The organism is Gemmata obscuriglobus, assembly GCF_008065095.1.
Lineage (GTDB): Bacteria > Planctomycetota > Planctomycetia > Gemmatales > Gemmataceae > Gemmata > Gemmata obscuriglobus.
The window spans coordinates 2,817,798-2,842,498 of record NZ_CP042911.1 but is presented as its reverse complement, the minus strand read 5'-3'; the positions used below and the strand labels follow the sequence as shown (position 1 = coordinate 2,842,498).

The window sequence follows — 24,701 nt, the reverse complement described above, 5'->3', positions numbered from 1 at the left end:
TATCGGGACCAGGCGGCGGGTGCCTCCGCATCGAAGTATGGTGCGAACCCGAAAGGAACCAGTCCTCGGCCCCACGAGATCGCGGGTCTCACCAGTTCAACGCCGACGGCTGTGGCCCCGGCCCACAAGCACCGCAACCCAATTGCCAGACGTATTTGCCACACTCGCGCCGGCGCCGTACTCGCCACACTCTCGCGCGAGGTTATGGCAAGCGTGCCCGCACTCTGCCCCGTGCAACAGGTCGAAGCTTCTGCCAGGTAAGCACCGGGCACGGAAAGCGACGCGGCCTCCGCGGGTTGTGGTTGCGCGACCGTCTTGCAATCACAACCCGCGGAGACGCAAACCTCACACTTAATGAAGGGTATCAGGCTTAGGTCTACCGGTCAGAAGTCGTCAGGTCAGCAAGTCATAAAGCCACAGGGCTTTTGCCCCTACTGAATTTGTGACGTTACGACATTCGACGAGCGAACTTTTGACCGGAAGTCCTTATAGGCGGTTCGACCGGATACGTTCCTACGGCAGCAGCTTCAGCGTGCGCGACTTCGCCACCGCTTCGAGCATGGCGACGAACTCCGCAGCCGGCTTGGCCCCGAGGTCGGTGCCGTCGCGCAGCCGCACCGCGACCGCGTTCGCTTCCATTTCCTTGTCGCCGATCACCAGGATGTACGGGATCTTCTGGAGCTGAGCGTCGCGAATCTTCGCCTGCATCCGCTTGTCGCCCAGGTCCACGTCCACGCGGTAATCCTTGTCGAGGAGTTCGTCGCCGAGCTTCTGCGCGAACGCGAAGTGGCGGTCCGCGATGGGCACGATCGCCACCTGCACCGGCGCCAGCCACACCGGGAACGCGCCCGCGTACAGCTCGATCAGGTACGACATCATCCGCTCCATGGTGGAGATCACGCCGCGGTGGATCATCACCGGGCGCTTCGGGGTGTCGTCGCTGTCCTTGTACTCCAGCTCGAACTTCGCCGGCAGGTGCTGGTCGGCCTGGATGGTGCTGAGGGTCTCCTCGCGCCCCATCACGTCCTTCACCTGCACGTCGATCTTCGGGCCGTAGAACGCGGCCTCGTTCCACGCCTCGAAGAACGGCATCCCGCTTTCCTGCAGCACCTCGCGCAGCATCTTGGTGCTGCTCTCCCACATGGCCGGGTTGTCGACGTACTTGTCCGACGGCGGGCCGTCCGGGTCCGCGTTCTTCGACAGCCGGAACCGGTACTCGGTGATGCCGAGGTCCGCATAGGCCTTCTTCATCAACTGAAGCACGCCGGCGATCTCGTGCTTCACCTGGTCCGGGCGCACGAACAGGTGCGCATCGTTGAGGGTCATGCACCGAACTCGTGACAGGCCGCCGACCACCCCGCTCCGCTCGAACCGGTACATGTTGCCCAGTTCCGCGATCCGGATCGGCAGGTCGCGGTAGCTCCGGGCCTTGCTCTTGTACACCTGGATGTGGTGCGGGCAGCACATCGGCCGCAGGCACAGCTCTTCGTCGTCGTTCCCGCCCTCCCCCATGTCCATCGGCGGGAACATGCTGTCCTTGTAGTGGTCCCAGTGGCCCGAGATCTTGTACAGTTCCTTCTTCGCGATGTCCGGGGTGAACACGTGCAGGTATCCGGCCCGGCGCTCGTAGTCGGTGATGAAGGTTTCGAGCAGCCGGCGGATGGTCGCGCCCTTCGGGAGCAGCATCGGGAAGCCCGAGCCGAACACCGGCTCGTTGGCGAACAGGTCCAGTTCGCGGCCCACTTTGCGGTGGTCGCGTTTGGCCGCCTCTTCGAGCCGCGCGAGGTGGGCTTTGAGGTCGTCGCCCGATGCCCACGCGGTCGCGTGGAACCGCTTGAGGGACTTATTCTTGCTGTCCCCGCGCCAGTACGAACCGGTCACCTGCTGGATCTTGAAGCCCTTCGGGTCCAGGTCGTTGGTGGCTTCGACGTGCGGGCCGCGGCACAGGTCGACGAAGGTGTCCTGCTGGTAGACGGTGAGCACCGGCGCGGCGGCGGAGGCGTTGCCGTACTCGTCCTGTCCCTTGGTGAGGCCGTCGATCAGTTCGAGCTTGTACGGGTTGTCCTTGAACAGTGCGCGCCCCTCGTCGGCGCTGATCTCGCGCACCTTGAAGGCGTGTTTGCCTTTGATGATCTGCTTCATCCGGTTGGCGATCCACTCCAGCTCGCCCTCGGTCGGGTTCACGTCGAGGTCGAAGTCGTAGTAGAAGCCGTACTCGTTGGGCGGCCCGATGGTGGGTTTGGCTTGCGGGAACTTCTCGACCACTGCCTGCGCCAGCACGTGCGCCAGCGAGTGCCGGAGCTTGTACAGCGCCGGGTCGTAGTCCTTGGGGATGTACTTTTCGCCCGCCGCCTTGAGTTCCGCTTCGGTCGCCATGATGGAGATGCCTTTTCGTGAGCGGCACCCGTGGCACCCGGACGTACAGCCGGAACCTCCCGGGCGCCGCAGAGAGCATGTTACGCCGAAAGGGACCGCCCGACAGGTAGGGCAGGTTCACGAGCCCGATGCACGAACCCACGAGTTCACGTTTCCGAAGCCGGAAGGCGTGCCTCGCACCGCCAGTGCCGCGGAGCTACCACAACTGATGGCAAAAAAGTGGCTTCGAAGTGGCACGTTGGCGGCGGTGCGGTGACGCCAAACAGGGCTCCAATTGTATCGGTTGCATCGGTTGAAATGGGCCAATCAGAACGTTGAGCGACATCTCGGGCGCGTGTTGCGTCCAAAGTTCAAATGGCACGGAGTGCCCGGCCGGGCGCAGCCGCGGCTGCAAACCAATGTGGGATATTGAGATGCGCCTTGGTTACGGTCGACAATTGGGACAGCCTCCCTCCGCACCGGTCGTCGCTGCCATCTGATGAGTAGGGAGCGGCGTTCCGCTCAAACCGCGCGGCACAGCTTCACGGCCAGTTTCACCGCCTGAATTAAACTGGAAACGTCCGCGACGCCCTGCCACGCGATGTCGAACGCCGTGCCGTGATCGACACTGGTGCGCACGATCGGAAGCCCGAGTGTCACGTTGACGGCATCCTCGAACGCGAGCGCCTTCAGCGGTATCAGCCCCTGGTCGTGGTACATGCACACGTAAGCGTCGCACCGCGCACGGTGCTTCGGCAAGAAGGCGGTGTCGGGCGGGAGCGGGCCGCTCACGTCGATGCCCTTCGCGCGTGACGCCTCGATCGCGGGCACGATGAGCCGCTCCTCCTCGCGGTCGCCGAACAGCCCGTGCTCGCCGGCGTGCGGGTTCAGCCCGCACACCAAGAGTCGCGGGTCGCGCCCGCGGATGCGGCGCATCGCGTCCGCGGTCAGTTCGATCGTGTCGCAGATGCGCTCGACGGTGAGGAGCCCGGGAACCTCACGGTAGCCAACGTGGACCGTAACGAGGCTGCACGTGATCGCTTCCGCGGTGAGCATCATGCACGACCGCTCGGCGGTCGTGCGGGTCGCGAGGATCTCAGTATGACCCGGGAACGGGAAGCCCGCCGCGTGCAACGCCTCCTTGTGCAGCGGCGCGGTCGCGATGGCGTCGATCCGACCGACCAGGGCGTCATCAATGGCGGTGGTAAAGTAGCGGTAGGCAGCGGCCCCGCACGCCGCGGACACGCGCCCGGGTACGATCGCGTCGCACCCGCCGTCAACCGTGGCGAGATCGCGAACGGCGGCCGGATCGGGTTCCGGCCAGTTCAAGTGAGTCGCAACGCGCCGCAACAAGCCGAGGGCGCCGTACACAACGGGCTCGCACAGCTCGCGAACCTCTTCGCTCCGGAGGAGCCGGAGGCACAGCTCCGGGCCGACCCCGGCCGGATCGCCCATGGTGACTGCGATTCGCGGACGTGCGGACATCGTGCTACCGTTTCTTGCGTGCGGATCGAACGCGGGCGTCGCACGCGTCATTGTACGGCCCGCCGCCTTCCCTTCCGGAGGCCCGCTGTGGCCGGTTCACTCATCCCGGCCTGCGCGACCGCCGCACTGCTCGCGCTCACTCTGGTGAGGTTGGCGTCAGCGGTTGCCGCGGCCGAAGCATCGCCCGCGCAAGGCGTCAGAGCCGTCGAGGTAAGCGGTGACGTGTTCAAAATGGCCGACGCATCGGCCGGAACGGATACCAAGGTGGAACCCGCGGACCGGCGCGGCGCCACCAGGTGGCACGGCGCAGTAACAGCGGTGACCACCGGCAACCAAAATCGGGTACCGACCGAACGCCTCAAGGAAATCGAGAAACAGAACCCGGACCTGTTCACACTCGCATTATCAGGGCACACAAGTGCAGTAGCGGCGGTGGCCGTCACGCCCGACGGCCGGACGCTCATCTCGGCGGGCAACGACCGCACGGTTCGCCTCTGGGACGCATCAACCGGGAAACCGCTCCGGGTGCTTGAAGGGCACACGGCGTGGGTCGGCAGCGCGGTGGTCACTCCCGACGGGTCGAAAGCGGTGACCGCGGGCGGCGACAGTACGATCCGCATCTGGGACCTGAAGACCGGCAAGGAGCTCGCCAAGCTCAACGGCCACGCGGCCGCTGTCCGGGGTCTGGCGCTGACCGCCGACGGTAAAACGCTGATCTCCGGGAGCAGCGACAAAACGTGCCGCGCGTGGGATCTGGTAGCGTGTCAAGAGGTAAAGCAGTACGGGGCCGCAAAGGCTTCGGTGGAAAGCGTGGCGGTAGCTCCGGACGGGACGCACGTGCTGGCCGGCAGCGGCCTGGGCGCCGTCACCGTATACGACGCGCAAACCGGCGACGTGGTCGGCGGGTTCGACAAGCACAACGGTACCGCGGTCAACACGATCGCGGTCACTGCCGACGGGGAGGCAGCGGTCTCGGGCGCGCGCGACAAAACCGTTTGCGTCTGGGACGTGGCTTCGGGGCGAGAACTGAAGCGACTCGAGGGGCACAAGGAACACGTGTACCACGTCGCGCTCAGCCCGGACGGCAAGCGGGTCGCGTCCGCGAGTTACGACAGAACGGTACGCATCTGGGATCTCGCATCCGGTCGGGAGTTGAAGCGGTTCGAGGGTCACAAGGACGGGGTTCAGGGCGTGTGTTTCACCCGGGACGGACGGTTCGTGTTCTCCGCGAGCTGGGACAAAACCGTGCGTCGGTGGCGAGTACCGCCCGGCGAGGCGGGCTCCAAAAAGGTCGATTGACGTGCCCGACGAGCCGGCGCGTGAACGCGAGGTGCCCTTCGGTCGGCACCCACGCGGACGCGAAAATCATCTACGGCCCGTGACGCCACGCCGAACGGAACGAAACGTTTGCGCCCGTCGGTCGCGACTCACGCCGGGGCGAACGATTTCGCGACCAGCGCAAATGGCGCGCCTGGTGTGCGAAAAACGCGCCCACGGGCACCGCCCTGCACCTGCTCCGTTCTCGCCCTGTTCTACGCTCGAAACGATCTCGCATTCACTCGGCCCTGCTCGACCCTGCTCGGCATCGCGGAGGCGTTTCCCATGACCACCCAATTCGGTGCCACCCTGGACGCCACCCCGTCACCCACTTTTGCCCCGAGCACCACGTCTGCGGTGTCGCACAACGCGCCCACGGTGCTGCTGGTCGACGACTCGTCCGTCCAGCGCCGCATCGTCCACTCGCTGCTCGACGCGGCCGGGACGTGGAACATCATCCAGGCCACCGACGGGCTCTCGGCGCTCAAGATGATCGAACAGGCGCCGCCCAGCCTTGTGCTCACCGACGTGTACATGCCCAAGATGGACGGGTTGGTGCTCGTCGAGCAGATTCGGGACCGGTTCCCGAGCGTGCCGGTGGTGCTGATGACCGGGCACGGGAGCGAGCAAACCGCGGTCGACGCGCTGAAAGCCGGGGCGTCCGACTACATCCCCAAGCGTGCGATGGTCACCGACCTCGGACGCATCCTCGAGCGCGTCCTCACCAACGCCCGCGCCGAATCGGACCGCGTGCGCCTGCTCTCCGGCATGACGAGCCAGATCAGCCGCTTCAAGCTCGAGAACGACGCCCGACTGGTCGGCCCGCTGGTGGCCCAGTTGCGAGACGACCTGCTCGCGGTGGGGGTGTGCAACCGGCACGGGCTCACCCGGATCGCCATCGCGCTTGAGGAAGCGCTACTCAACGCGATCTACCACGGGAACCTGGAAATGAGTTCCGACTTAAAGGAGAACGGGGACGAAGCGTTCCTGGCGCTCGCCCGCGAGCGCCGCACCCGGCCCCCCTACGCCGAACGGCGGGTACACGTGGTGGCCCGGATCAGCCCTGCCAAAGCAACGTTCGTGATCGAAGACGAGGGGTCCGGGTTCGACCCGGCCTCATTGCCCGACCCGACCTCGCCCGAGTGCGTCGACCGCCCGAGCGGGCGCGGGCTGTTGCTCATCCGCTCGTTTATGGACGACGTGAAACACAACGCAATCGGCAACCGCATTACGATTATCAAGCATCGTTCTGAATAAAAGCCGGGGGCTTTGGAACCGACCGTCCGGGGCTCACCCTCCCAAACGGTGAACCGTGATGCGGTTGTGCCCGACACTGGTAATCTGATCGCCTGCGGCCGAGAGGGCGAAGTCGTGGACGTGCATCGGCAACTTCTCCTGCCGCAGTACCTTCTTGGCGGCCGCGTCGAAGAAGCACAAGAACCCCTCACCGGCGCCACCGGCGCCGAGCAGCCACGAGCCGTCCGGCGCCCACGCGAGCCGGTTCACGAGCCCCACGAACTTGTCGCCCGGGAACTCCGCGGTCTGCTTCCCGGCCTTCCAGTCGAACACCTCCACCCGGGCCTTGCCTTCGAGGTGGTCGATGTTCCCAACTTTACCCATCCCGCCCACCGCGAGCGATCGGCCGTCGGGCGAAAACGCAAGGGACCGCACGCCGCCGATCGAGTGCAGCCGCTGCACCTTGTCCCACGTGTACATCACCGGCGCCTCGCACGAGCCGAGTCGCGTCCCGGTCTTCGCGTCCCACACGACCACGTGTCCGACCTTGTCGCCCGTCGCCAGCAGCGCCGAATCGTTCGAGAACGCGACGGCGTAGAGCATCGAGGCGAAGTCGTGCGGGGTCTTCTCCTTGTGCCCCTTCAGTGTGTGGACCAGTTGACCGGTTTTCGCGTCCCACACCTTACAGAGCATGTCGTCGGCAACGCTCGCGATCAGCTTCCCGTCCGGCGAGGCAACCACCTTGCGGACCCACTTCGCGTGAGCGTCGTGAGTGCGAACGATTTTGCCCGCGGCGGTGTCGAACCAGGTGAGCCGGCCGTCGTAGCCACCGCTGACGAGTGTGGCACCCGCGAGCGCGACACCGGTAACGTAGCTCTCGTGCGCGTACAGCTCCTTGGGCTCGAACTTTGGGGCCGCGAGATCGGCTCGATAGACCTTGAAATCCGACCCACCCAGGTACGCGACATCGGCCCCGTCGGCGCGGGCGACCGCGAAGGTGATGGTCGGTCGCGGGAGGTCCTTCACCTGCTTCAGCGTGTCCGGGTTGAGAGCGTTCATGTGAGGTCGGAGTTGTGTTAAGGTGGAGCGGGCCGCAACGACGGAGGGCGGCCCGCGGGTGACTCACTGAAGCACTTCTTCGATCGCGTGGACGCCGGGGTTCACTAGCGGCACCGGGCGGCTGCCCACGTAGTAATTCTTCTCAGGGTCGACGCCCAGAGCCGAGTAGATCGTGGCAAACAGGCGGCCGGCGTCCACTTCTTCTGCCGTCACCGTCTGCCCCTTCGGGTCGGTCTTGCCGTACACCGCGCCGCGCTTGATCCCGGCCCCTGAGATCGTACAGCTCCAGGCGCTCGCGAAGTGGTCGCGCCCGAGGCTCGCGTTGATCGCCGGCGTCCGCCCGAACTCCGCCAGGGTGACGACCATCACGTCGTCCAGCAGCCCGCGCTCGCCCAGGTCGTCGAGCAGCGTGGCCATCACGTGGTCGAGTTCCGGCACCATTTCCTGGTGCGTTTCGAAGTTCTGCCCGTGGCTGTCCCACCACGCGCGCCCCACCCGGACAAATGGCACGCCGGCCTCCACCAGCCGCCGGGCGATGAGCGTCTGCTCGGCGAACTGCGTCGGCCCGTACCGGTCGCGCACCTTTTGCGGCTCCTGCGTCACGTCGAACAGCTTCTCACTGGCCATGATCCCGCGGACCCGCTGGTACGCCTCGTTCTGGCTGCTCATCGTCTCCGAGCTGCGCCCCTGGCCGAACTGTTTGCCAAGGAGGTCACGGAGGGCGCCGCGCTCGACGTGGTCCAGGTCCGAGATGCCGTCGAGCTTCTTGATGAACTCGGGGTAGTTGTTGGTGGTCAGTTCCATCGGGGCGTAACGAGCGCCGAGGAACCCGGCGGTGCCCGGGGCCATCCCCCGGCCCTCGGTCTGGGTGTAGAATGTGACGTAATCCGGCACCTTGCTGTCCGCGCGGCCCATCTCGCGCGCCACCACGGCGCCGAGGTCCGGGTAGCGAACCGCGGCCTCGTCGCGGCGCCCCTTCATCATCGTCACGGCGGCCGACCCGTGGTCGCCGTTCTTGGTGTTCAGCCCGCGGATCACGCACGTGGTCTTCATCCGGGCGGCCATCTTCGGCATCAGTTCCGAGATGCGTAACCCGGGCACGTCCGTCTGGATGGAACGGAACGGCCCGCCGGTGCTCGCGCCGGGCTTCGGGTCCCAGGTCTCGAGCTGCGACGCGCCCCCCGCGAGCCACAGGAGGATGACCCGCTTCTGGGTCTTCTTCAGCGCCTTATTCACGTCGGCGGCGGCCAGCGCGTTGAGCTGAGTCATGTCCGCCGCAAGAGCAGCCCCGGCGGCCAATGCGCCGCCGATGAACGCGCGGCGGTCGACGGCGTGGTCGGCCGAGCGGCAGAAGGTGTTCCGGGCCATGCGAGGTGCTCCTGTGCGGGCGGGCGCCCGCCGGGTGAGTGTGTGCGGGCGGTCAGTAACTGAACCGGAACTCGGGGGCCGTTACGAGCGCCCATAAAATCTGCTTGTGGGCCTCGTGGGCTCGGTCCTTTCGCTTCTCGACGTATGCGACCAAGGCCCCTTCTTCTGCCTCGGTCGGCGCGCGGCCGTACGCGGCCTTCACCAGGAACGCGACCGCTTCTTTCGGCTCCGTCATCCCCTTCGTGCGCCCGAGCGCCGAGCCGCCGCCGTCGGTGAGCAGCTCCTTCATCACGCGCTCACCGTTGCTGAACAGCAGCGCCTCGCCCACGCCGATCTGGAAGTTGTCCGTCGGCTGCGCGAGCACGGCCGCGAAGCCGCGTGCGGACGATTCGATCTGCTCCAGCCGCTTTTCGAGTTCGTCCGGCTTCAGCCTGTCAAAGCTCGACGGGTCGGCGGCGGCGATTTTGAGCGAGGTCGCGAGTTGGAGCGGGGTCAACGGCTTGAGCCGGGCGACGGCATAGGTCTTGAACGGCGGTGCGCCCGCGGACTCTTCGTACTTGCTGCTCCGCGAGTAGGTTTTGCTCATCACGATGCCGCGGATCAGACGCTTGAGGTCGTAGTTGTGGGCCGCGGTGTCGCGGCTCAGCCACGCGAGCAGTTCCGGGTGACTCGGCGCGTTCTCGCTGTGCATCTGGTCCAACGGGGCCACCAGCCCGGTGCCGAGGAGCCGGTGCCACAGCCGGTTGCTGATCGACCGCGCGAAGAAGTCCGCGTTCTCACCCTTCAGCGCCACCTCGACCAGTTTGGCCCGCGCGCTGAATTTCGGTGCGGGCGGCGCGGTCTTGGCGGTCTTGGCTTTGTCGAGCGCCTCTTTCTCGACCTTCTGCTCGGCGGCGGTCGCCTCCTTGGCGGTCGGGTCGTCGACGGCGGCGCCCGTCAGGAACATCATCTTTGCGGTGCGCTCGGGACCCTTGGTGGGCTTGTACTTGACAACCCCGTACCCGCGTTCGGCCAGAAACCCGCCGTTATCGAAGGTGCGGGCGAGGAACGCCTTCATGCCGTAGAAGTGGTCCTGGGTCCACGCCTCGACGTTGGGGTGGTTGTGGCACTGCGCGCAGCTCACGTTCACGCCGAAGAACGCCACGCTCACGTCCGCGGTCAGCTTGTCCGCGTCGCCGAGCCGGCCGCGGAGGAACTCGGCCGCGCCCTTCAGCTTCGGGTCGGCTTCGTCGGGCAACATGACATCACGGAAGATCTGGTTCCAGGGCTTGTTCTCGTTGAGGGCGCTCGTGAGGTACGCCCGGAACGCGGCGCCCCCGCGGCGGTCCCCTTCGGGGCTCAGCATGACCTCGAACTGGGCCGCCTGGTGCCGCACGAACCCCGAAGACGCCATGAGCCGGTCCACGAGCTTCGCCCGCTTGTCGGCGTCGGTGGACTCGATGTAAGCGTCGACCTCGGCGGTCGTGGGAATGCGGCCGACGAGGTCGAGCGTGAGCCGGCGGATGGTGGTGGCGTCGTCCGCTTGCGGAGCGGGAGTGATCCCGGCCTCGGTAAGTGCGGCCCCGACGAGCAGGTCAATGACCTCCTCGATCGGTTTCGACGCCGGGGGCAAATCGCCCGCGCGAGCGAACGCAGGCGCGAGGGTACAGGCGGCCGCGAGTAGCAGCGAGCGGAGCCGCATAAAGAGTGCTCCAGGTTGAGGCGGGATCGGCAGTCGTGGCGGGAGTTCGGCGCACCGAACCTACGGAAGTATAACACCGGCGCAAACCAACGCCAGCGCAAACCAGAAAGGAGCGAGGTCACGCCACGGTTTGCAGTAGGCCTTGCGGTCCTCGGGGCACGGGATAGGAAAAGCGCGGGGCGATTTCGCCGCAACTCTCGTGCGGGGCGAGTCATGAGCACACCGCGTTTCACGGCCGAGGAACTCGACCGCCTTCGAGCACTGGCGGCGGAGTGGGGCAAAATCGTTTCCAAGCGGGCGTTCGGGGACGACGGGCCGGGATTGGACGTGGACTTCCGGACGATGGAGCAGATCGCCACCGCGGCGGCACAAGGGCTCACCGAAGGTGCCCTCCAGCAGATGCTCCACCAGCAGGCCCGGAAGGTGCCCGAACAGGTTCCGTGTCCGGTGTGTGGCGAGCCGTGCCCGACCCGACCACACACCCGCACCCTGGCGGCCCAAGGGGCCACGGTTCAACAGGCCGAACGGATCGCCCATTGTCCCGCCTGCCGGCGGGACTTTTTCCCCCCTGCGGCTGGCCCTCGGGCTGGATGAGCACGGGTACAGTTCCTCGGTCGTTCAACGCATCGTCACGGCCGCCGCCCGGTTCTCCTCGTTCCGGGATGCCGCCGAGGCGGTGCGGATGACCGGGGTCACGATCAGCGACAACCAGGTGCGCCGACTGGCTCACGAGGTCGGGCACGAGTTGATCGCGCGGCGCGATCGGAAGGCGGTCGAGCACCGGCGCCGCCAGTTAGAGCCGCGGACCGCGGTGGTGCCCGTGGCCGTGGTGGTCGAGGTCGATGGGGGGCGCATCCGCACCCGCGCCGCGGGCGCCGGCCCGGGTGTTCACGAGGCCCAGAACAAGGAGGACAAGGTGGCGTGCCTGGCCACCCTGAGTGGCCCCACGTTCGCCACGGACCCGTGCCCCGAGCCGCCCGAGTCGTTCCGCTGCCCGCGCCGGGTGCGGCGCCTGGTGCAGCAGATGAAGGGCCCGGCGGGCGAGGTCGCGCCCCCGGAAACCGTGGACGAATCGACGCCCCCGGTGCCGGCCGGGGAACCCGAAGGGGCCGAGCGGTGGTCCCCGACGCGGTTGGTGCGGACGTGCGTGGCGAGCCTGGAGGGGAGTACCGCGTTCGGCCCGATGATGGCCGCCGAGGCCCAGGAGCGGCGCTTCTATGAGGCCCCGCGTCGGGCGTTCGTAGCCGACGGTCAGGCGTACAACTGGACCATCTGGCGCGGGTACTTTGGTGCGTTCGAGCCGATCGTGGATTTCCTGCACGCGGTGTGTTACGTGTTCTCGTCGGCCGCGGCCGTGAGCCCCGATGAGGCGTCGGGTTGGTCCCAATACGTGGCCTGGATGCGCGCGTGCTGGCAGGGTCGCGTTGGAGAAGTGCTCACCGAACTGGATCAGTGGCAGGCGCGGCTGGGTGAGCCCCCACCGGGTGAGGCGGCGACGGCCGAGGAGCGCCGGGACCCGCGCCGGGTGGTGGCGCACGCGCGGACCTACTTGGGGAACAATCGGGATCGCATGGCGTACCCGCGATACCGGCGCAACGGGCTACCGACGACGAGTAGCTTGGTCGAGTCACTGGTGGGCGAGATCAACGCCCGGGTGAAGAGCACACAGAAGCATTGGACCCGGCCCGACGGTGCCGAATCGATCCTGCAACTGCGGGCCGCCGTGCTGAGCCAAGACGACCGGCTCCCACGGTTCTTCGCCGAACGGCCGGGCTCCTCGTTCCGCAAACGAGATACACTCTGCCACAAATCAGAGGGTGCCACAGCACAAACCGTGGCGTGACCTCGAAAGGAGCGGCGATCGTCCAACGGGCGGTGGCGCGCCCCCGCCCGCCGGGGTGAAAGGTCACGGCGCGGCGGCCGCGGCGGCGCGCGCCAGAACGTGATCCGGTGTGGCAGACTCGTCCGGGCTCGCCGGGAGGGTCACCCGGAACGTCGTGCCGACGCCCGGCTCGCTCTCCACCGTAATCGTCCCTTTCAACCGGGCCATGTACTCCTTCACGATCGCCAGCCCCAGCCCGGCGTGAACGCCGGTCGCGGTGCGCGAAGAGTCGGCCCGGTAGAACCGCTCGAAGATCCGCTCCCGCACGTCCGCGGCCATCCCGATGCCGGTGTCGCACACCTCGAAGACCGCCGCCGGGCCGTCGCGCCGGGCGACGAGTTCGATGGTGCCGTCGGGGCGGTTGTACTCCACCGCGTTGTGGAGCAGGTTCATTAGCACCTCGCGCAGCTTGCCCGCGTCGGTGTCGAGGCGCACCTCATCGTCGACGCGCACGGTCAGGGTCACGTCGTTCGCGGCGGCCAGCGGCCGGATCACCGCGGCGCACCCCCGCGCGAGCTCGCCCGCGTCCGTGCGCACCACTTGCGTGTGATCGTTGCCCGCGTCGAGCGAGGCCAGCGTCATGATCCGCTCGACCAACTGCCCGAGCTGGCGGGAGATCAGCCGGCACTCCTCAAGGGCGGTGCGGTACTGCTCCGGGCTGCGGGGCTTGCGCAGCGTGACGTCGATCGTGGCCAGCAGGGACGCGATGGGGGTGCGCAGCTCGTGTGAGATGTCGGCCACGGCCTGTTTCTCTCGTGCGAAGGCACGCTGTAAGAGGGTGAGGGTCTGGGTGATGCGGGCGTGGATCGGGGCCAGCTCGCGGCCCAGCTCCTCGGGCCCCACGGGGAGCCGGAAGTCCCTCTCGGATACCCGGCTAACGGCATCGGAGAGGGTGCGAAGCGGGGACAGCCCGCGGGCCACGATGAACCACCCGCCGAGCACCAGCGCGGCGAACGTGGCCGCCCCGATGGTGACCAGCCGGGCACGAAGCTGCGCCAGCTCGAGCTGCGTTTCCGACCGCACCCGGTCCAGCTCGGCGTCGTGGGCGGCGCGCGCCGCCGCGAGCCCGTCGTTCGGGATCACCGGGGCGCGGGCGAGCTGAACGACCACCCGCAGGGACAGGTGCGGCCCCCGCGGCACCGCGCGGAACTGCACCGGCGCGGCGGTCAGCACGGGGGGCGGCGCGAGCCACACGTCGAAGAGCATCGACCGCCCGTTCGGGCTGGTCGCGCTCGTCACCCGGCGCAGGGTGCCCTCCGGTGTCTCCACCTCGTCGATCTTCGGCTCGGTCTCCCGGTCCGCGTGGAGCCACTCGGGGTCGACCGGCAGTTCCACGCGCGCGTTCCCGATCCGGGCCGGGTACGCGACCGTCACGAACTGCGCGGGGCGCCGGAACGGGCCGCCCGCGAGCGCGATCTGGAACCCGCCGGGGTGGTCGTCGTCCTCGAACGCCTTGCCCAGAGCCTCCGCAATCCGGGCGAGGGCGCGCGGGCCGTCGTACTCGATCCACCCCGGGAACGGGTTGTACCGCCGCGGGTCGTTGAACACCCGCGGGTCGGAAGACGACGCGCCGCCCGCCGCGCGGGGCTCCAGGGCCGAAATCAGGACCCAGGTGGCGAGCGGGTCGGGGGCCGCCGCCGCTTCCAGGAGCGCGACCCGGAGCCGGAACGCGCGGGCCTCTTCTTCCGGCGCCTTCACCGGCGCCGGAGGGTCCACGAACCGCCCGCCGCCCCCGCCCCCGCCCCCGCCCCCGCCGAGCGGGCGCGGGCCGGCCCCCGGTCCCGGCCCGGGCCACGGGCCGAAGGTGGCCGCGGCGATCGACGCCCCGGCCTGAATCGCTTGCCACTCGGTCACGGTGAGCCGGCGCTCGTTCTGGCCCAGAATCGCCGCGAGTTTGTACTGCACTTCCTTCGAGAGCACCTTCGCTTCCGCGAGCAGGTCCGCGTCGAACTTCCGCCGCGCCTCCTCGGCCCGCCCCTTCGCCTTCTGCTCGCTCAGCTTGAACCCCTGCTCGATGCGCCCGGCCTCCGACGCCTCGCGGTTGCGCACCGCGGCGTTGGCGAACCGGTCCACGAGCCCGCCCACCGCGCTCAGCGCGAGCGCGAGCAGCACCAGCAGGTAGCCCAGCAGCGAGCGGCGGATGGAGCGCATGGGAGTCGGGTCGAAAGGTAAAAGGGGAAGGCACGGGAAGGCGCCCGCGATCGGTCCGGGGCGGCGACGGCCCGCCGCCCGCGGTTGCGCCCTTCCCTGTTGCCTGTTACTTCGCCGCCGCCGGCGGGTCGTCCTCCCCGCGGAGCATGTACCCCTCGCCCCAGCGGGTGAGGATCAGTTGCGGATCGAACTCCTTGTCCACCTTGTTGCGCAGGTAGCGAATGTACACGTCCACGACGTTCGACGTGTTCTCGTCGTACTCGTCGTACAGGTGCTCCCAGATCATGCTCCGGGTCACCACCTTGCCGCGGTGGAACGCCAGGAACTCCAGCAGCGCGTACTCGCGCGGCGTGAGGTGGATCGAGCGCCCGGCCCGGCGCACGGTGCGCGCCGCGGTGTCGATCTCGAGGTCGTAGCACCGCAGGACGGGGTCCTTCTGCTGGTGCCCGCGGCGGATCAGCGCCCGGATGCGAGCGAACAGCTCCTCCAGGTCCAGGTTCGCTTTGCTCAGGTAGTCGTCGGCGCCGGTGTCGAGGCCGGTCACCTTGTCGGCCGTCTCGGACTTCGCGGTCAGCATCAGCACGTGGGTGTTGACCCCGGACGCGCGCCACCGCTTGAGCAGCGACAGGCCGTCCACCTTGGGGAGCATCACGTCGAGCACGACCACGTCGTACGCGGTGCTGCGGCACTTGACGTCCGCCTCCTCGCCGTCGGTCGCGACATCAACGGCGAACCCCTCTTCCTCCATGCCCTGGCGCAGCGCCTTGGCAAGCGGCTGGTGGTCTTCAACGAGCAGCACACGCACGATTCGCCCTCGCGGTCCGGAGCAACCCACCCGGATATCTGAGTTTACCCGGTCGCAATGAGTTGGGTATGAGAAACGAAACGCGAAACCCGGTTCGACCTCACCCCCGAAAACCTGATGAGAAACCGGCCCCGCCGCTCAGAACACGCCCGCCGGAGCGGTTTTCAACGGTCCGCAAATCCGTGAACGGGTTGAGGATCGGACGGCCTCGCGCCGGCGGCGGGCGCCCGGCAATCGCCCCGCGCGAATCGATCAAAACGCCACGCAACCGAAAAGCCAGCTAATCCGCATTACTCATCCAATCACACAAATCCGATCGACAATCCGTCGCGAGGAATTACGATCCCGCCAACCAGTCAAACGATTGCAATTCGTCTTCCTTCGCGTCCTCAGCCCCAGTGTCAGTGATACCGGAGGTCCGAACTACCACGGCGATCATTCTGAACCGCGTGCCCGCCGTCTGTAACTCGGGCGAGAGGCAAATACCCCGCCCCAGACCTATTAACACAAACACCATGATAGCAAAACGTTACGACGCATTGCTCATGTATCTCCAAGACACGTTTCGGTTGCCATCGAAAGCGTCCGCGCGGGCCAGGGTGAGCGATTCGTGGGTAGCCCGGTACCAGTTCGTTGGTAGTTCGTGACCTGTCGGACGGCAGCGAATGTCCAGTCGATGCCCCATTGGGCGTTACCCGCGCAGCCTTTCAAGCACTGAGCTGGCGAGCACGTTAAAAGGCAAAAAAGTGCTGATCCGTTGCCTTTGAACGTGCTCCATTTGCCTTGTGTGTCCCGAAAGGGAGCGCCGGACGGAACACGGGGCGGAAGCGCGGTGCCCCCACGCCGCCCCTAACTCACAGATGGCACCGCCCAGAACGGCGATGCGTCGCCTCTGATACTAAACGGCGACCGGCCCGCCGAACGACGTACCGTAGCGAATCTCGTTGTTTCAAGCTGGGCCGATGTGACAGGTCAAAAGTGCGATGGGCGGTGTTCCTCTGGAACCGCGGACACCTCGTCCGCTGCTCCGAGGTGGCAACGCTCGGCGTGGATGTCCGCACCACGAAACGGCGTGCCGTCCGCGCTCTCGGAAGTGTGCCACTACCCGCGGCACAACCGCTACCCTCGCAACCCGAGGCACCCGGCGCCCGCGGCCACAATCAGGCACGCGACCAGCCGCCTCGAACCGAGCTGTTCGCCGAGGAAGAGCCAACCCAGGACGGCCGCGACCACGACGCTCGACTCCCGCAGCGCCGAAACCTGCCCCATCGGACTGATGCTCGCCGCCCAGATGACGATGGCGTAGGCCGCCAGCGACACCACCCCGCCCGCCGCCGAGCGCATCGAGCCGGAATCGAGCCGAACGGGTCCACGCGCCCAGACCGGCAGCATGGCCAAACCGTTGAAGATGAACAGCCATGCCGCATAAGACCAGGCGTTACCCGACGCCCGGCTCCCGAGGCCGTCAATAACCGTGTACGCCGCGATCGTCGCTCCCGCCAGGGCGGCGGGGACGATGCCACGGGTGAACCCGCCCTCTCGTCCCTCACGTGCCAGCCCGAGAATCCCCCCGCAAACCAGAGCGATGCCGAGGAGCGTGAAGGCGTCGAGTTGTTCACCCGCCACGACCGCCGCGCCGGCGGCCACCAGCATCGGCGAGGAGCCGCGGGCGACCGGGTACGAAACGCCCAGATCGCCGTGCCGGTACGCCAGCACCAGCAGGAAGTTGTAGGTGACGTGGAGAACGACCGAAAGGAACATGTGGCCCCAGCTCGCCGTGTGCGGGAGCGGCAGGAAGGCGGCCCACACCGCGGACGCCAACCCCGCCGTCGCGGCCATCACCGTGATCGAGCGCATCCGATCGCCCCGCCCTTTCAGCAGGGCGTTCCACGACGCGTGCAAGAAGGCCGAAAAGAGAACTAAACCGGCGACCCACGGGTTCACAGTTCAACGGCCCCCTCGGTTCCACTTTGCGTTGAGGCAGTTTACGGAAACCGCGCTCGGGGACGCGGCGGCTCGCGCCTCCTGACCTCGACGCGCCGAGCCGTTCTGCTTGCCCTCCCCAGGCTCTCCGCAAGCCGCACTCGGCGAACAACCATCCCGGAGAAGATCGTCATGGAGAAGGTGCAGGGTATCGGCGGGGTGTTCTTGAAGGCCCGCGATCCGAAGGCCCTCGCGGCCTGGTACCGGGAACATCTCGGGCTCCCGGTCGACGCGGACCAAACGTTCGGGGCGCTGACCTCGACCGGACCGGGCGAGATGACCGTCTGGGCCGTCCACCCCGCCGACACGCAATATTTCGGCCCCGGTGCGGCGACGTTCATGGTGAACTACCGCGTGAAGAACCTCGACGCCATGCTGACGCAACTCCGCGCCGCCGGCGTGAAGGTCGAAGAGAAGGTCGAGGACTACGACTACGGACGCTTCGGCTGGGCAACGGACCCGGAAGGGAACCGCTTCGAGTTGTGGGAGCCGAAATGACGCGACCCAAGAAGCGGCATCAGCTCACCGATCGGCCGTTCTGCCTCCTCCACCAACACGCGATAGCGCGGAATGTGCCGTTCGTAGGGCTCTGCGGCCGTCGCAGTGTGAACGGACCGGCTTACATGGAGGCAATGCGGGGCGTGGCGGCAAGCAGCGTGATGCGCGAGCGCGCGTGATGATCCCAACAAAATGAGCCGTGGCAACGAGTGGCCCCGGAAGTGCATAGAGGCTCGCTGACCGAGGTCAGTTACACTCTTATCACGTTCGAGGCCGTCATGGTTCGCTGGGCTATCCTGTTCTTCATCATCGCGCTGATCGCCGCCCTGTTCGGGTTCGGTGGAATCGCGGGCGATGCCGCGTGGATCGGAAAGATCCTGCTCGTGGTGTTCCTGATCCTGGCTGTGGTGTCGATGCTGTTCGGTCGTAAGGGTCCGCCGGTGTCGTGACGCGCCGACGTTCGGTTACAGCGCCGGTCGGCATCCGTGGGACCAGCTCCCGCGGGTGCCGACCGGTTTTTGCGCGCTCACCAGCGGCTGCGTTCCACCTCGATCCGGGCGTCCTGGCCCCGGCGTTCCAGCATCCGAACGACGCGCTGGGCGTCGTCCCGGTCCCGGTAGGTGCCGTAAGTGTCCCAGTGCCCGTGGTGCCGCACTTTCACCTCGAACCGCACGTCGCGGCGGTCGTGACGATCGAACACGTCAGGAGCGGCGTTCGCGGTCGAAGCCACGCCGGCGGTAGCCCCGGCGGCGAGCACGGCGGACAGGATCAGCTTGCGGATCATGGCTCTCTCCTCGTTGCGGGTCGGCTTCTGTCGGCCCTTGTGCGAGAAGAACGGTGTGCAGTTGAGGTGTTGCGCCCGGCGAGTGGCGCTCTCATTTCCAGTTCATGGCGGCGCTCGTCCCGGAGCCACTCGATGGGCGCCGCTGTGTTATTCATTCACGTTCCGGTTACCGGTGTCCGTTTTTGGTCTGGGTGTTTGTGGCGCCGACGTTCCGACCTGTGCGGCGCGTGATGGCCCAATAGCCCGAAGGGCGAACCGGTTCACTCGCCCGCCTCCGCCGGCACCTCCGGTTCCGGTTCCGCGACCGCTGGCGCGATCACGTTACCACCGGAGTCGAGGTGGATGACGGACTCCCGCCCGCCTTTGAGCACGTGAAGGTCGTAGACCCACACCCCGCCCTCGACGCGCTCCCGGAGCCAGTTCCCCTCGGCGCCTGCCGCCAGCGCCTCCACGGCGGGGCGGACAAGGGCGGGGATGCGGGCGGCCCGCTGCCGGTCGCCTTCCGCCCCGTACCCGCTCGGGAGCTGAAGCCGGGTCCGAACGTGATCCGCCACGGGGGGCGCGACCACCGAACAAACGAGGAGCAGGAAACCGAATCCGATGTATCGTTCGGGGTGGCGTGTCATGGCTGTTCTCCTGCGGCCGGCGGGGTCGCCGTGTACGACCGTCAGCCGACCTTCAAGGTGCAGGGTAACGCCGCGAACTAATGTGCCCGTGAAGTGCGGATAAAGTTCTCTTCATCTGCCAACGCGGGCAGGGCGACCCGGAACCGGGCGCCGCCGTCCGGTCGGTTCTCGGCCACCACCCGGCCCCCGAACGCCCCCGCGAGGCGGGCCACCACGGCCAGCCCGAGCCCCGAACCGGGGAGCGCGGTCGCACGCCCGGAGCGGAAGAACGGCTCGAACACGTGCGGCAGGTCCGCCGCATCGATTCCCGGCCCGCGGTCCTCGACGGCGATCACGGTGCTCGCGCCCTCGGCAAACGCGCGAACGACGACGGGCGTGCCCGGCGGGCTGTACTTGAGCGCGTTATCGATCAGGTTCCCGACCAGCTCGCGCAGCAGCGGGGGGTGCGCGGCCACGCGAAGCGCGGCTCGCGGTTCGGGCTCGAAGGAGATGTCCCCGTGCCGCGCCCGGGACGTGAGGCTGGCGAGGAACTCGGGCACCCACTGGCGGAGGTCAACGGGTTCGGTCCGGGGCGGCGGGGCGTCCGCGTCGGATCGGGCGAGGAACAGGAGCGCGTCGACGCTTCGGGTCAGTTCGGCGGCCTGGCGCCGGATCACGTCCAGCACGCGCTCGTACTCCTCCGGCGGCCGCGGACGCCGGAGGGCGACTTCGACCTGTCCGAGAATGGTCCCGAGCGGGGTGCGGAGCTGGTGGGAGGCTTCGGCCGTGAACCGGCGCTCGCGCTCCAGGGCCGAGCGCAGGCGGCCGAGCAGGTCGCTCATGGCCGCGTGCAGCTCCTCCAGTTCGCCCTTCGCGCCCGGCGGCGGGAGCCGCGCGCCGGTGTCCTCGGCGCGCATCGCCCGCGCGGCCCCGGCCATCTCGGTGAGGGGGCGCAGCGCCCTCCGACAGACCCACCGCCCGGCCGCCCACGCGCCGAGCCACACCGCCAGAGACACGACGGCGAGCCCGGCCGCCAGCGCGTTGAGCGCGGCGTGCAGCGGCCCGGTCCGCACCCCGGCCGTGAACACCAGGGCCGGGTACTCGCCCTTCTCGGTTTCTTCCTTCGTCCGGTCGCGCGTGAGGAGCCGGCCCGCCGCGCCCGGCGGGTGAACAAGCCTGCGCGACAGCACCCACCCCTCGGCGAAGGGCTCGTCCGTTCCCGGTCCGGATGCCGCAATCAGTTCAGCGGTACCGGGCGCCGGGCTCCGATCGACGGGCGCCCCGCGGGCGTCGGTGACGTACCAGTAAACCGTACCGCCGAGCGGCCCCGGGCCGAGGGACACGTCGCGGTCGGACGGCTCCCATTCGACCGCGTCCGCTTCGATGTCCACGGACGCCACCAGAGTGGCCGCCGACCGGTCCGCGGACGCTACGGCCGCGTGGTGCACGTACCCGTGCGCGACGGCGTAGAGCGCCGAGCAGAAGACCAGGAGGACGGCCGCGAGCGCCGCCTGCGAGAAGAGGAGCAGCCGGGTGGTGAGGCTCACGGCGCGTCCCCGTCGGTGGAGAACCGGTACCCGCGGTTGCGGAGCGTGTGAATCAGCCGGGGGCCGTGCCCCTCCAGCTTCCGGCGGAGGTCCTTGACGTGAACCTCGAGCGTGTTGGAGGTGCCGTCGTACCGCTCGTCCCAAACGTGTTCGTAGATGCGGGTGCGGGTGAGCACCTGGCCGGGGTGCCGCAGGAACAGCACCAGCAGCGCGTACTCCTTGGCGGTCAGGTCGAGCTTGTGCCCGGCCCGCTCGGCGCGCTGGGTAGCGAGATCGACTCGAACGTCGGCGTGGGACAGGGTCGTGCCGGTGACCGCGGCCGGTCTCCGTGCGAGCGCGCGGACGCGGGCCAGGAGTTCGTCGAACGCGAACGGCTTGGTGAGGTAGTCGTCGGCGCCGGCGTCGAGCCCGGCGACCCGGTCGGGCACGGCGTCCCGGGCGGTGAGCATCAGGACCGGGGTAAAGCGTCCCGCCGCGCGGAGCCGCTTCAGAAGAGACAAGCCGTCCTCGCCCGGCAGACCACGGTCGAGCAGCACCACGTCCCAGTCGGCGGTCGCGAGCGCGTGCCAGGCGGCGCGTGCGTCCGCGGCGCTCTCGACCGTAAACCCCTCTTCCCGGAGCCCGCGAACCACGAAATCCGCAAAGTCGGCCTGGTCCTCGACGACCAGAAGTTTCAGGCTCATGCGGCGCCTCACGCGGGTGCGGGCTGACGCGCATTATAGGGCCGCGCCCTTCACGCTACCGCTGGCTCGCTGATACGCGCCGGGAGTGAGCCTGACACCTCCGCGGAGCCGGACCAAACCGCCAACAGCAGGCGAGCCAGAAGCCCGCGCTGCGGCGCCGGCCACAACACCGACGCGCATCGGGTCACAAGCCCAAAGCAGCGACCGACCGGGCCGCAGATCAGCTCGCCACAACCGGCAGCTTGCGCCGCCCCAGGCCCTCGGCGTCGGTCGTTTTGGGAATGCGGTGCTGGTTCTCGCTCTCCCAGCGTGCGAGTTCTTCCATAAGTGCGTCCACGATCTCGGCCTCGGGCACCCGGCGCACCATCTCGCCGTTGCGGAAGATCATCCCCTGCCCGTTGCCGGCGGCGATGCCGATGTCCGCCTCGCGCGCCTCGCCCGGGCCGTTCACGATGCACCCCAGCACGCTGATCTTCACCGGCAGCCGCTTCCCGTTCAGCCGGGCCTCGAGCTTCGCGATGATGTCTTCCAGGTCGATCGCCAGCCGGCCGCAGGTCGGGCACGCGATCAGCTCGGGCCGGCGCACCCGCCGCTGGGTGGCCTGGAGGATGTCGAACGCCGCCGCGATCTCCGGCACCGGGTCGCCCAGCAGCGAAATGCGAATCGTGTCGCCGATGCCGTCGAGCAGGATCGGCGCGAGCCCCGCGGCGCTCTTGGTCACCGCGTACGGCGGCTTGCCGGCTTCCGTGATGCCGATGTGCGTGGGGTAGTCGCACATCTGCGCGAACAGCCGGTACGCCTCGACCGCGACCAGCACGTCGCTCGACTTCAGCGACACGATGATGTCGTGGTACCCCTCGCTCTCGGCCACCTCGATGTAGCGGAGCGCGCTCTCGACCATCGCCGGCGGGCACGGGAACCCGTACTTCAGGTTCACCTCGGTTTCCAGGCTCCCGGCGTTCACCCCGATCCGCATCGGGATGCCCTTCTGCTTGGCCTTGCGCACGATCTGCCGGAACCGGTCGTGGGTGGTGTCGCCGGCCTTGTTGATGTTCCCGGGGTTGATCCGGATCTTGTCCACCGGGTGGTCGAGGGCGGCCAGCGCCATCTTGTAGTCGAAGTGGATGTCACAGATCAGCGGGATGCCGACGCGCGCGCGGATCGCGCTGAGGGCGCCGGCGTCCTCGGGCTTGGGGACCGTCACCCGCACCAGCTCGCACCCCGCCTCTTCGAGGGCGTGGATCTGCTTCACCGTGGCGTCGACGTCGAAGGTGTCGGTGGTGGTCATGGACTGAACCCAAACCGGGTTCGAGCCGCCAAACACGCGGGTGCCGACTTTCACCTCGCGGGTCTTGTGCCGCGGCTTGCCCGGCACCCGCGGGGCAGCCTCGAGGCGCGAAATGTCGAAACGCGAGCTGGTGGCCATCTTCGGTCCTCGGAGTGGATCTCTCCCCTCATGCTAAGTGTGCAACCGCAAGCGCGGCAACGCCAACACCGGTCGGGCGTCCTTTTCGGCGGGACCGGGGTGACGACCGCCCGACCGGGCGACGGCCGTGCCGGCGGCGAACCGTGCCGGTACGGCCGGTGAGGGGAACGGATTCGGGGCCGCCCCCCCAACAACTTACGGCGATCCCGACGCGCGGACCGCGGCCCACGGGGCACCGTGAAGGGCGGGCACGTCTCGGGGCGCGGCGCGAAAATTCGGGCGGCGGCGGCGCGCGTCGGTAGCCGGAACGTCTATTCGTTTGACCCGACGAGCGGTTCGATCTACACCTGTAGAGCACCGATCACTTACAGTTCATGCACCGGCACGGCCGCTACCACCATGACCGATCAATCGCGCCGCGCGCTGCTTGTGACTCTATTCACCTCGGACCGGCTGCCGCCGATGCCGGCGGTGGCGATGCGCGTCTACCAGCTCGCCGAAGCGCCGGACTGCGACCCGGCCGAGCTGGCCGGCCTGCTGTCCACCGACCCGGCCCTCTGCGCCGGCCTGCTGCGGGCCGCCAACTCGTGCGTGTACGGCCTGGCCCGGCCCGTTTCCAGCGCCGCCCGCGCGATCCAGGTGCTCGGGCGCCGCGCCGTGCGCGCCCTGACCCTGTCGCTGTCGGCCCCCGGCCCGCGGGGCCGCGACCCCGGCGCGCGGGACTACTGGCTGACCTCCATCGGCGGCGCCCTCATCGCCCGGGAGCTGGCCGCCGCCGGTGACCGCCCGGCTCCGGACGAGGACATGGCCGCCGCGCTGCTCCGGGACGTGGGGGCGGAACTGTTGCGGCGCACGTTCCCGGCGAAGTGGATCGGCCTCCGCCGGGCCGGCGCCCACCCGCAGCTCGCCAACACCGCGGCCGAACAAGCGGTGTTCGGGGCGGACCACGCCGACATCGGGGCCGAGCTGCTCAGCCGGTGGGGGTTGCCGGCCGACGTGACCGAACCGATCCGCCACCACCACCACCCGAACCAACTCCCAGCCGGCCCGCTGGGGTCCCGCGCCGAGCTGCTCTGGCTGTCCGACTGCCTGATGCGGCTCGACGTGCTGGCCGACCACCCGAAGCTGATGGACCCGGTGCTCGAAGCGGCGCAACGCGACCACGGGCTCGATGTGCCCGCGCTGAGCGCGTTCCTGACCGCGATCGCGCCGAAGGTGGAAGCGTTCGCACAGGCGCTCGACGTCGGCGCGGTCCAGTGCCCGGACCTCGCGGTCGCGATCGCGTGACGCCCGGCCGGGTCATTCCGTTCGCGAGTGGGCGGCCGGTGGCGCGTCGTCGTTGCGACCGGGGGCGGCGCTTTCGTTGCTTCGGTGGCGCTGCTCGCGCGAGTTGTAAACCGCGGTCGCGCAGATCGCGCCGTACCCGAAGACAACGACGGCGAGCCCGACGGCGGTGAGCGCGGCCCACAGCAGAAGGGTCATCGCGACGTTCGCGGGGCTCGGGCGGGGCGTTTCACCGGTCGACATAAGGCTCTCCGATCGTCATTCGTAACCGTAATCCGGTCCTCACAATAAGAGCACGGCGCCGCAGTCCGCCGGGCACCAGCTTCGGCCTGGGCAAGCCGCTCAGCGGTGCGCCGAACGAAGCTCCGGGCGGAGCGGCTCGCGCGCGACGAACAGTCGTCGCTAATCCCGCCCCGGAACGACGGAAGTGAGCACCCTGGAGCAGCCCAGCGGAGGGAAAGCCCATTTCACCAACCCGACACCGTGGGCGTACCACGAGGTGGTCGTAACCAGACCGCACCTGTCGAAGTACTGCTCGTCCACCCGCACGGT

The 24,701-nt window shown here is 68.3% G+C and carries 22 protein-coding genes; 7 read left to right on the top strand and 15 right to left on the bottom strand.

The features are described 5' to 3' along the window. Positions 1-513 precede the first annotated feature (513 nt). Positions 514-2,376 carry a threonine--tRNA ligase gene (gene thrS, locus GobsT_RS11835; RefSeq protein ID WP_010044138.1) on the bottom strand — a complete coding sequence of 621 codons (1,863 nt, stop codon included), beginning with the start codon at positions 2,374-2,376 and terminating at the stop codon, positions 514-516. Between the two features lie 501 nt (positions 2,377-2,877). Continuing rightward, on the bottom strand, positions 2,878-3,840 hold the full coding sequence (gene pdxA / locus GobsT_RS11830) for a 4-hydroxythreonine-4-phosphate dehydrogenase PdxA (protein ID WP_033198936.1): 963 nt from the start codon (positions 3,838-3,840) through the stop codon (positions 2,878-2,880). 87 nt (positions 3,841-3,927) lie between these two features. Here pdxA and GobsT_RS11825 point away from each other — a divergent pair, with 87 nt between their 5' ends. Together GobsT_RS11825 and GobsT_RS11820 are read left to right on the top strand one after the other, a co-directional pair. Then, the gene (locus GobsT_RS11825) at positions 3,928-5,139 is read left to right on the top strand and encodes a WD40 repeat domain-containing protein (protein ID WP_010044140.1); all 1,212 of its coding nucleotides are present in this window, start codon (positions 3,928-3,930) and stop codon (positions 5,137-5,139) included. A gap of 303 nt (positions 5,140-5,442) precedes the next feature. Next, positions 5,443-6,414, top strand: coding sequence for an ATP-binding response regulator (locus GobsT_RS11820; RefSeq protein WP_010044141.1), 972 nt, complete (start codon positions 5,443-5,445; stop codon positions 6,412-6,414). Between the two features lie 33 nt (positions 6,415-6,447). Here the strand turns inward: GobsT_RS11820 and GobsT_RS11815 are convergent, their stop codons facing one another. The 3 genes from GobsT_RS11815 to GobsT_RS11805 all read right to left on the bottom strand — a co-directional run bounded on the left by GobsT_RS11815 (position 6,448) and on the right by GobsT_RS11805 (position 10,501). Next, on the bottom strand, positions 6,448-7,452 hold the full coding sequence (locus tag GobsT_RS11815) for a WD40 repeat domain-containing protein (protein ID WP_010044142.1): 1,005 nt from the start codon (positions 7,450-7,452) through the stop codon (positions 6,448-6,450). Between the two features lie 63 nt (positions 7,453-7,515). Next, positions 7,516-8,820, bottom strand: a complete 1,305-nt coding sequence (locus GobsT_RS11810; protein ID WP_109571135.1) for a DUF1501 domain-containing protein — start codon at positions 8,818-8,820, stop codon at positions 7,516-7,518. Positions 8,821-8,872: 52 nt separating this feature from the next. Next, positions 8,873-10,501: a DUF1549 domain-containing protein gene (locus tag GobsT_RS11805; RefSeq protein WP_010044146.1), complete on the bottom strand. Its 1,629-nt coding sequence runs from the start codon at positions 10,499-10,501 to the stop codon at positions 8,873-8,875. 213 nt (positions 10,502-10,714) lie between these two features. Here GobsT_RS11805 and GobsT_RS11800 point away from each other — a divergent pair, with 213 nt between their 5' ends. After that, complete coding sequence (locus GobsT_RS11800) at positions 10,715-11,095, top strand: hypothetical protein (protein WP_010035721.1); 381 nt, start codon at positions 10,715-10,717, stop codon at positions 11,093-11,095. An 88-nt stretch (positions 11,096-11,183) separates the two neighbouring features. After that, positions 11,184-12,344: a hypothetical protein gene (locus tag GobsT_RS11795; protein ID WP_010035719.1), complete on the top strand. Its 1,161-nt coding sequence runs from the start codon at positions 11,184-11,186 to the stop codon at positions 12,342-12,344. A 63-nt stretch (positions 12,345-12,407) separates the two neighbouring features. Here the strand turns inward: GobsT_RS11795 and GobsT_RS11790 are convergent, their stop codons facing one another. The 3 genes from GobsT_RS11790 to GobsT_RS11780 form a co-directional block, all read right to left on the bottom strand. After that, on the bottom strand, positions 12,408-14,534 hold the full coding sequence (locus GobsT_RS11790) for a sensor histidine kinase (RefSeq protein ID WP_010044147.1): 2,127 nt from the start codon (positions 14,532-14,534) through the stop codon (positions 12,408-12,410). A 106-nt stretch (positions 14,535-14,640) separates the two neighbouring features. Further along, entirely contained in the window at positions 14,641-15,339 is a 699-nt protein-coding gene (locus tag GobsT_RS11785; protein WP_029601073.1) for a response regulator transcription factor, read from the bottom strand. A gap of 1,119 nt (positions 15,340-16,458) precedes the next feature. Continuing rightward, positions 16,459-17,196 carry an EamA family transporter gene (locus GobsT_RS11780; RefSeq protein WP_085948074.1) on the bottom strand — a complete coding sequence of 246 codons (738 nt, stop codon included), beginning with the start codon at positions 17,194-17,196 and terminating at the stop codon, positions 16,459-16,461. 258 nt (positions 17,197-17,454) lie between these two features. On the opposite strand from GobsT_RS11780, the gene GobsT_RS11775 reads away from it, so the two are divergent. Together GobsT_RS11775 and GobsT_RS11770 are read left to right on the top strand one after the other, a co-directional pair. Beyond that, complete coding sequence (locus GobsT_RS11775; protein WP_010044156.1) at positions 17,455-17,820, top strand: VOC family protein; 366 nt, start codon at positions 17,455-17,457, stop codon at positions 17,818-17,820. Between the two features lie 278 nt (positions 17,821-18,098). Then, complete coding sequence (locus tag GobsT_RS11770; protein WP_010044159.1) at positions 18,099-18,269, top strand: DUF1328 domain-containing protein; 171 nt, start codon at positions 18,099-18,101, stop codon at positions 18,267-18,269. A gap of 77 nt (positions 18,270-18,346) precedes the next feature. Here the strand turns inward: GobsT_RS11770 and GobsT_RS11765 are convergent, their stop codons facing one another. The 5 genes from GobsT_RS11765 to ispG form a co-directional block, all read right to left on the bottom strand. Further along, on the bottom strand, positions 18,347-18,604 hold the full coding sequence (locus GobsT_RS11765; protein ID WP_010044161.1) for a hypothetical protein: 258 nt from the start codon (positions 18,602-18,604) through the stop codon (positions 18,347-18,349). A 260-nt stretch (positions 18,605-18,864) separates the two neighbouring features. Next, positions 18,865-19,230, bottom strand: a complete 366-nt coding sequence (locus tag GobsT_RS11760; protein WP_010049446.1) for a hypothetical protein — start codon at positions 19,228-19,230, stop codon at positions 18,865-18,867. 77 nt (positions 19,231-19,307) lie between these two features. Continuing rightward, the gene (locus GobsT_RS11755; protein WP_010049450.1) at positions 19,308-20,756 is read right to left on the bottom strand and encodes a sensor histidine kinase; all 1,449 of its coding nucleotides are present in this window, start codon (positions 20,754-20,756) and stop codon (positions 19,308-19,310) included. Next, on the bottom strand, positions 20,753-21,439 hold the full coding sequence (locus tag GobsT_RS11750; RefSeq protein ID WP_109571136.1) for a response regulator transcription factor: 687 nt from the start codon (positions 21,437-21,439) through the stop codon (positions 20,753-20,755). The genes GobsT_RS11755 and GobsT_RS11750 overlap by 4 nt, the downstream gene beginning before the upstream one ends. Before the next feature lie 220 nt (positions 21,440-21,659). Continuing rightward, positions 21,660-22,865: a flavodoxin-dependent (E)-4-hydroxy-3-methylbut-2-enyl-diphosphate synthase gene (gene ispG, locus GobsT_RS11745; RefSeq protein WP_010049453.1), complete on the bottom strand. Its 1,206-nt coding sequence runs from the start codon at positions 22,863-22,865 to the stop codon at positions 21,660-21,662. A 399-nt stretch (positions 22,866-23,264) separates the two neighbouring features. Between ispG and GobsT_RS11740 the strand changes: the two genes are divergently transcribed. Next, the gene (locus GobsT_RS11740) at positions 23,265-24,152 is read left to right on the top strand and encodes an HDOD domain-containing protein (RefSeq protein WP_010049455.1); all 888 of its coding nucleotides are present in this window, start codon (positions 23,265-23,267) and stop codon (positions 24,150-24,152) included. Between the two features lie 12 nt (positions 24,153-24,164). Here the strand turns inward: GobsT_RS11740 and GobsT_RS11735 are convergent, their stop codons facing one another. Continuing rightward, positions 24,165-24,392 carry a hypothetical protein gene (locus GobsT_RS11735; RefSeq protein ID WP_010049457.1) on the bottom strand — a complete coding sequence of 76 codons (228 nt, stop codon included), beginning with the start codon at positions 24,390-24,392 and terminating at the stop codon, positions 24,165-24,167. 159 nt (positions 24,393-24,551) lie between these two features. Continuing rightward, on the bottom strand, positions 24,552-24,692 hold the full coding sequence (locus tag GobsT_RS41005; protein WP_417936338.1) for a hypothetical protein: 141 nt from the start codon (positions 24,690-24,692) through the stop codon (positions 24,552-24,554). Between the last annotated feature and the right edge of the window lie 9 nt (positions 24,693-24,701).

Coding starts and splice junctions, on each gene's coding strand:
- thrS (WP_010044138.1), bottom strand. CDS start 2,376: ATGGCGACCGAAGCGGAACTCAAGGCGGCGGGCGAAAAGTACATCCCC.
- pdxA (WP_033198936.1), bottom strand. CDS start 3,840: ATGTCCGCACGTCCGCGAATCGCAGTCACCATGGGCGATCCGGCCGGG.
- GobsT_RS11820 (WP_010044141.1), top strand. CDS start 5,443: ATGACCACCCAATTCGGTGCCACCCTGGACGCCACCCCGTCACCCACT.
- GobsT_RS11815 (WP_010044142.1), bottom strand. CDS start 7,452: ATGAACGCTCTCAACCCGGACACGCTGAAGCAGGTGAAGGACCTCCCG.
- GobsT_RS11810 (WP_109571135.1), bottom strand. CDS start 8,820: ATGGCCCGGAACACCTTCTGCCGCTCGGCCGACCACGCCGTCGACCGC.
- GobsT_RS11805 (WP_010044146.1), bottom strand. CDS start 10,501: ATGCGGCTCCGCTCGCTGCTACTCGCGGCCGCCTGTACCCTCGCGCCT.
- GobsT_RS11800 (WP_010035721.1), top strand. CDS start 10,715: ATGAGCACACCGCGTTTCACGGCCGAGGAACTCGACCGCCTTCGAGCA.
- GobsT_RS11795 (WP_010035719.1), top strand. CDS start 11,184: ATGACCGGGGTCACGATCAGCGACAACCAGGTGCGCCGACTGGCTCAC.
- GobsT_RS11790 (WP_010044147.1), bottom strand. CDS start 14,534: ATGCGCTCCATCCGCCGCTCGCTGCTGGGCTACCTGCTGGTGCTGCTC.
- GobsT_RS11780 (WP_085948074.1), bottom strand. CDS start 17,196: ATGCGCTCGATCACGGTGATGGCCGCGACGGCGGGGTTGGCGTCCGCG.
- GobsT_RS11775 (WP_010044156.1), top strand. CDS start 17,455: ATGGAGAAGGTGCAGGGTATCGGCGGGGTGTTCTTGAAGGCCCGCGAT.
- GobsT_RS11770 (WP_010044159.1), top strand. CDS start 18,099: ATGGTTCGCTGGGCTATCCTGTTCTTCATCATCGCGCTGATCGCCGCC.
- GobsT_RS11765 (WP_010044161.1), bottom strand. CDS start 18,604: ATGATCCGCAAGCTGATCCTGTCCGCCGTGCTCGCCGCCGGGGCTACC.
- GobsT_RS11760 (WP_010049446.1), bottom strand. CDS start 19,230: ATGACACGCCACCCCGAACGATACATCGGATTCGGTTTCCTGCTCCTC.
- GobsT_RS11750 (WP_109571136.1), bottom strand. CDS start 21,439: ATGAGCCTGAAACTTCTGGTCGTCGAGGACCAGGCCGACTTTGCGGAT.
- ispG (WP_010049453.1), bottom strand. CDS start 22,865: ATGGCCACCAGCTCGCGTTTCGACATTTCGCGCCTCGAGGCTGCCCCG.
- GobsT_RS11740 (WP_010049455.1), top strand. CDS start 23,265: ATGACCGATCAATCGCGCCGCGCGCTGCTTGTGACTCTATTCACCTCG.
- GobsT_RS11735 (WP_010049457.1), bottom strand. CDS start 24,392: ATGTCGACCGGTGAAACGCCCCGCCCGAGCCCCGCGAACGTCGCGATG.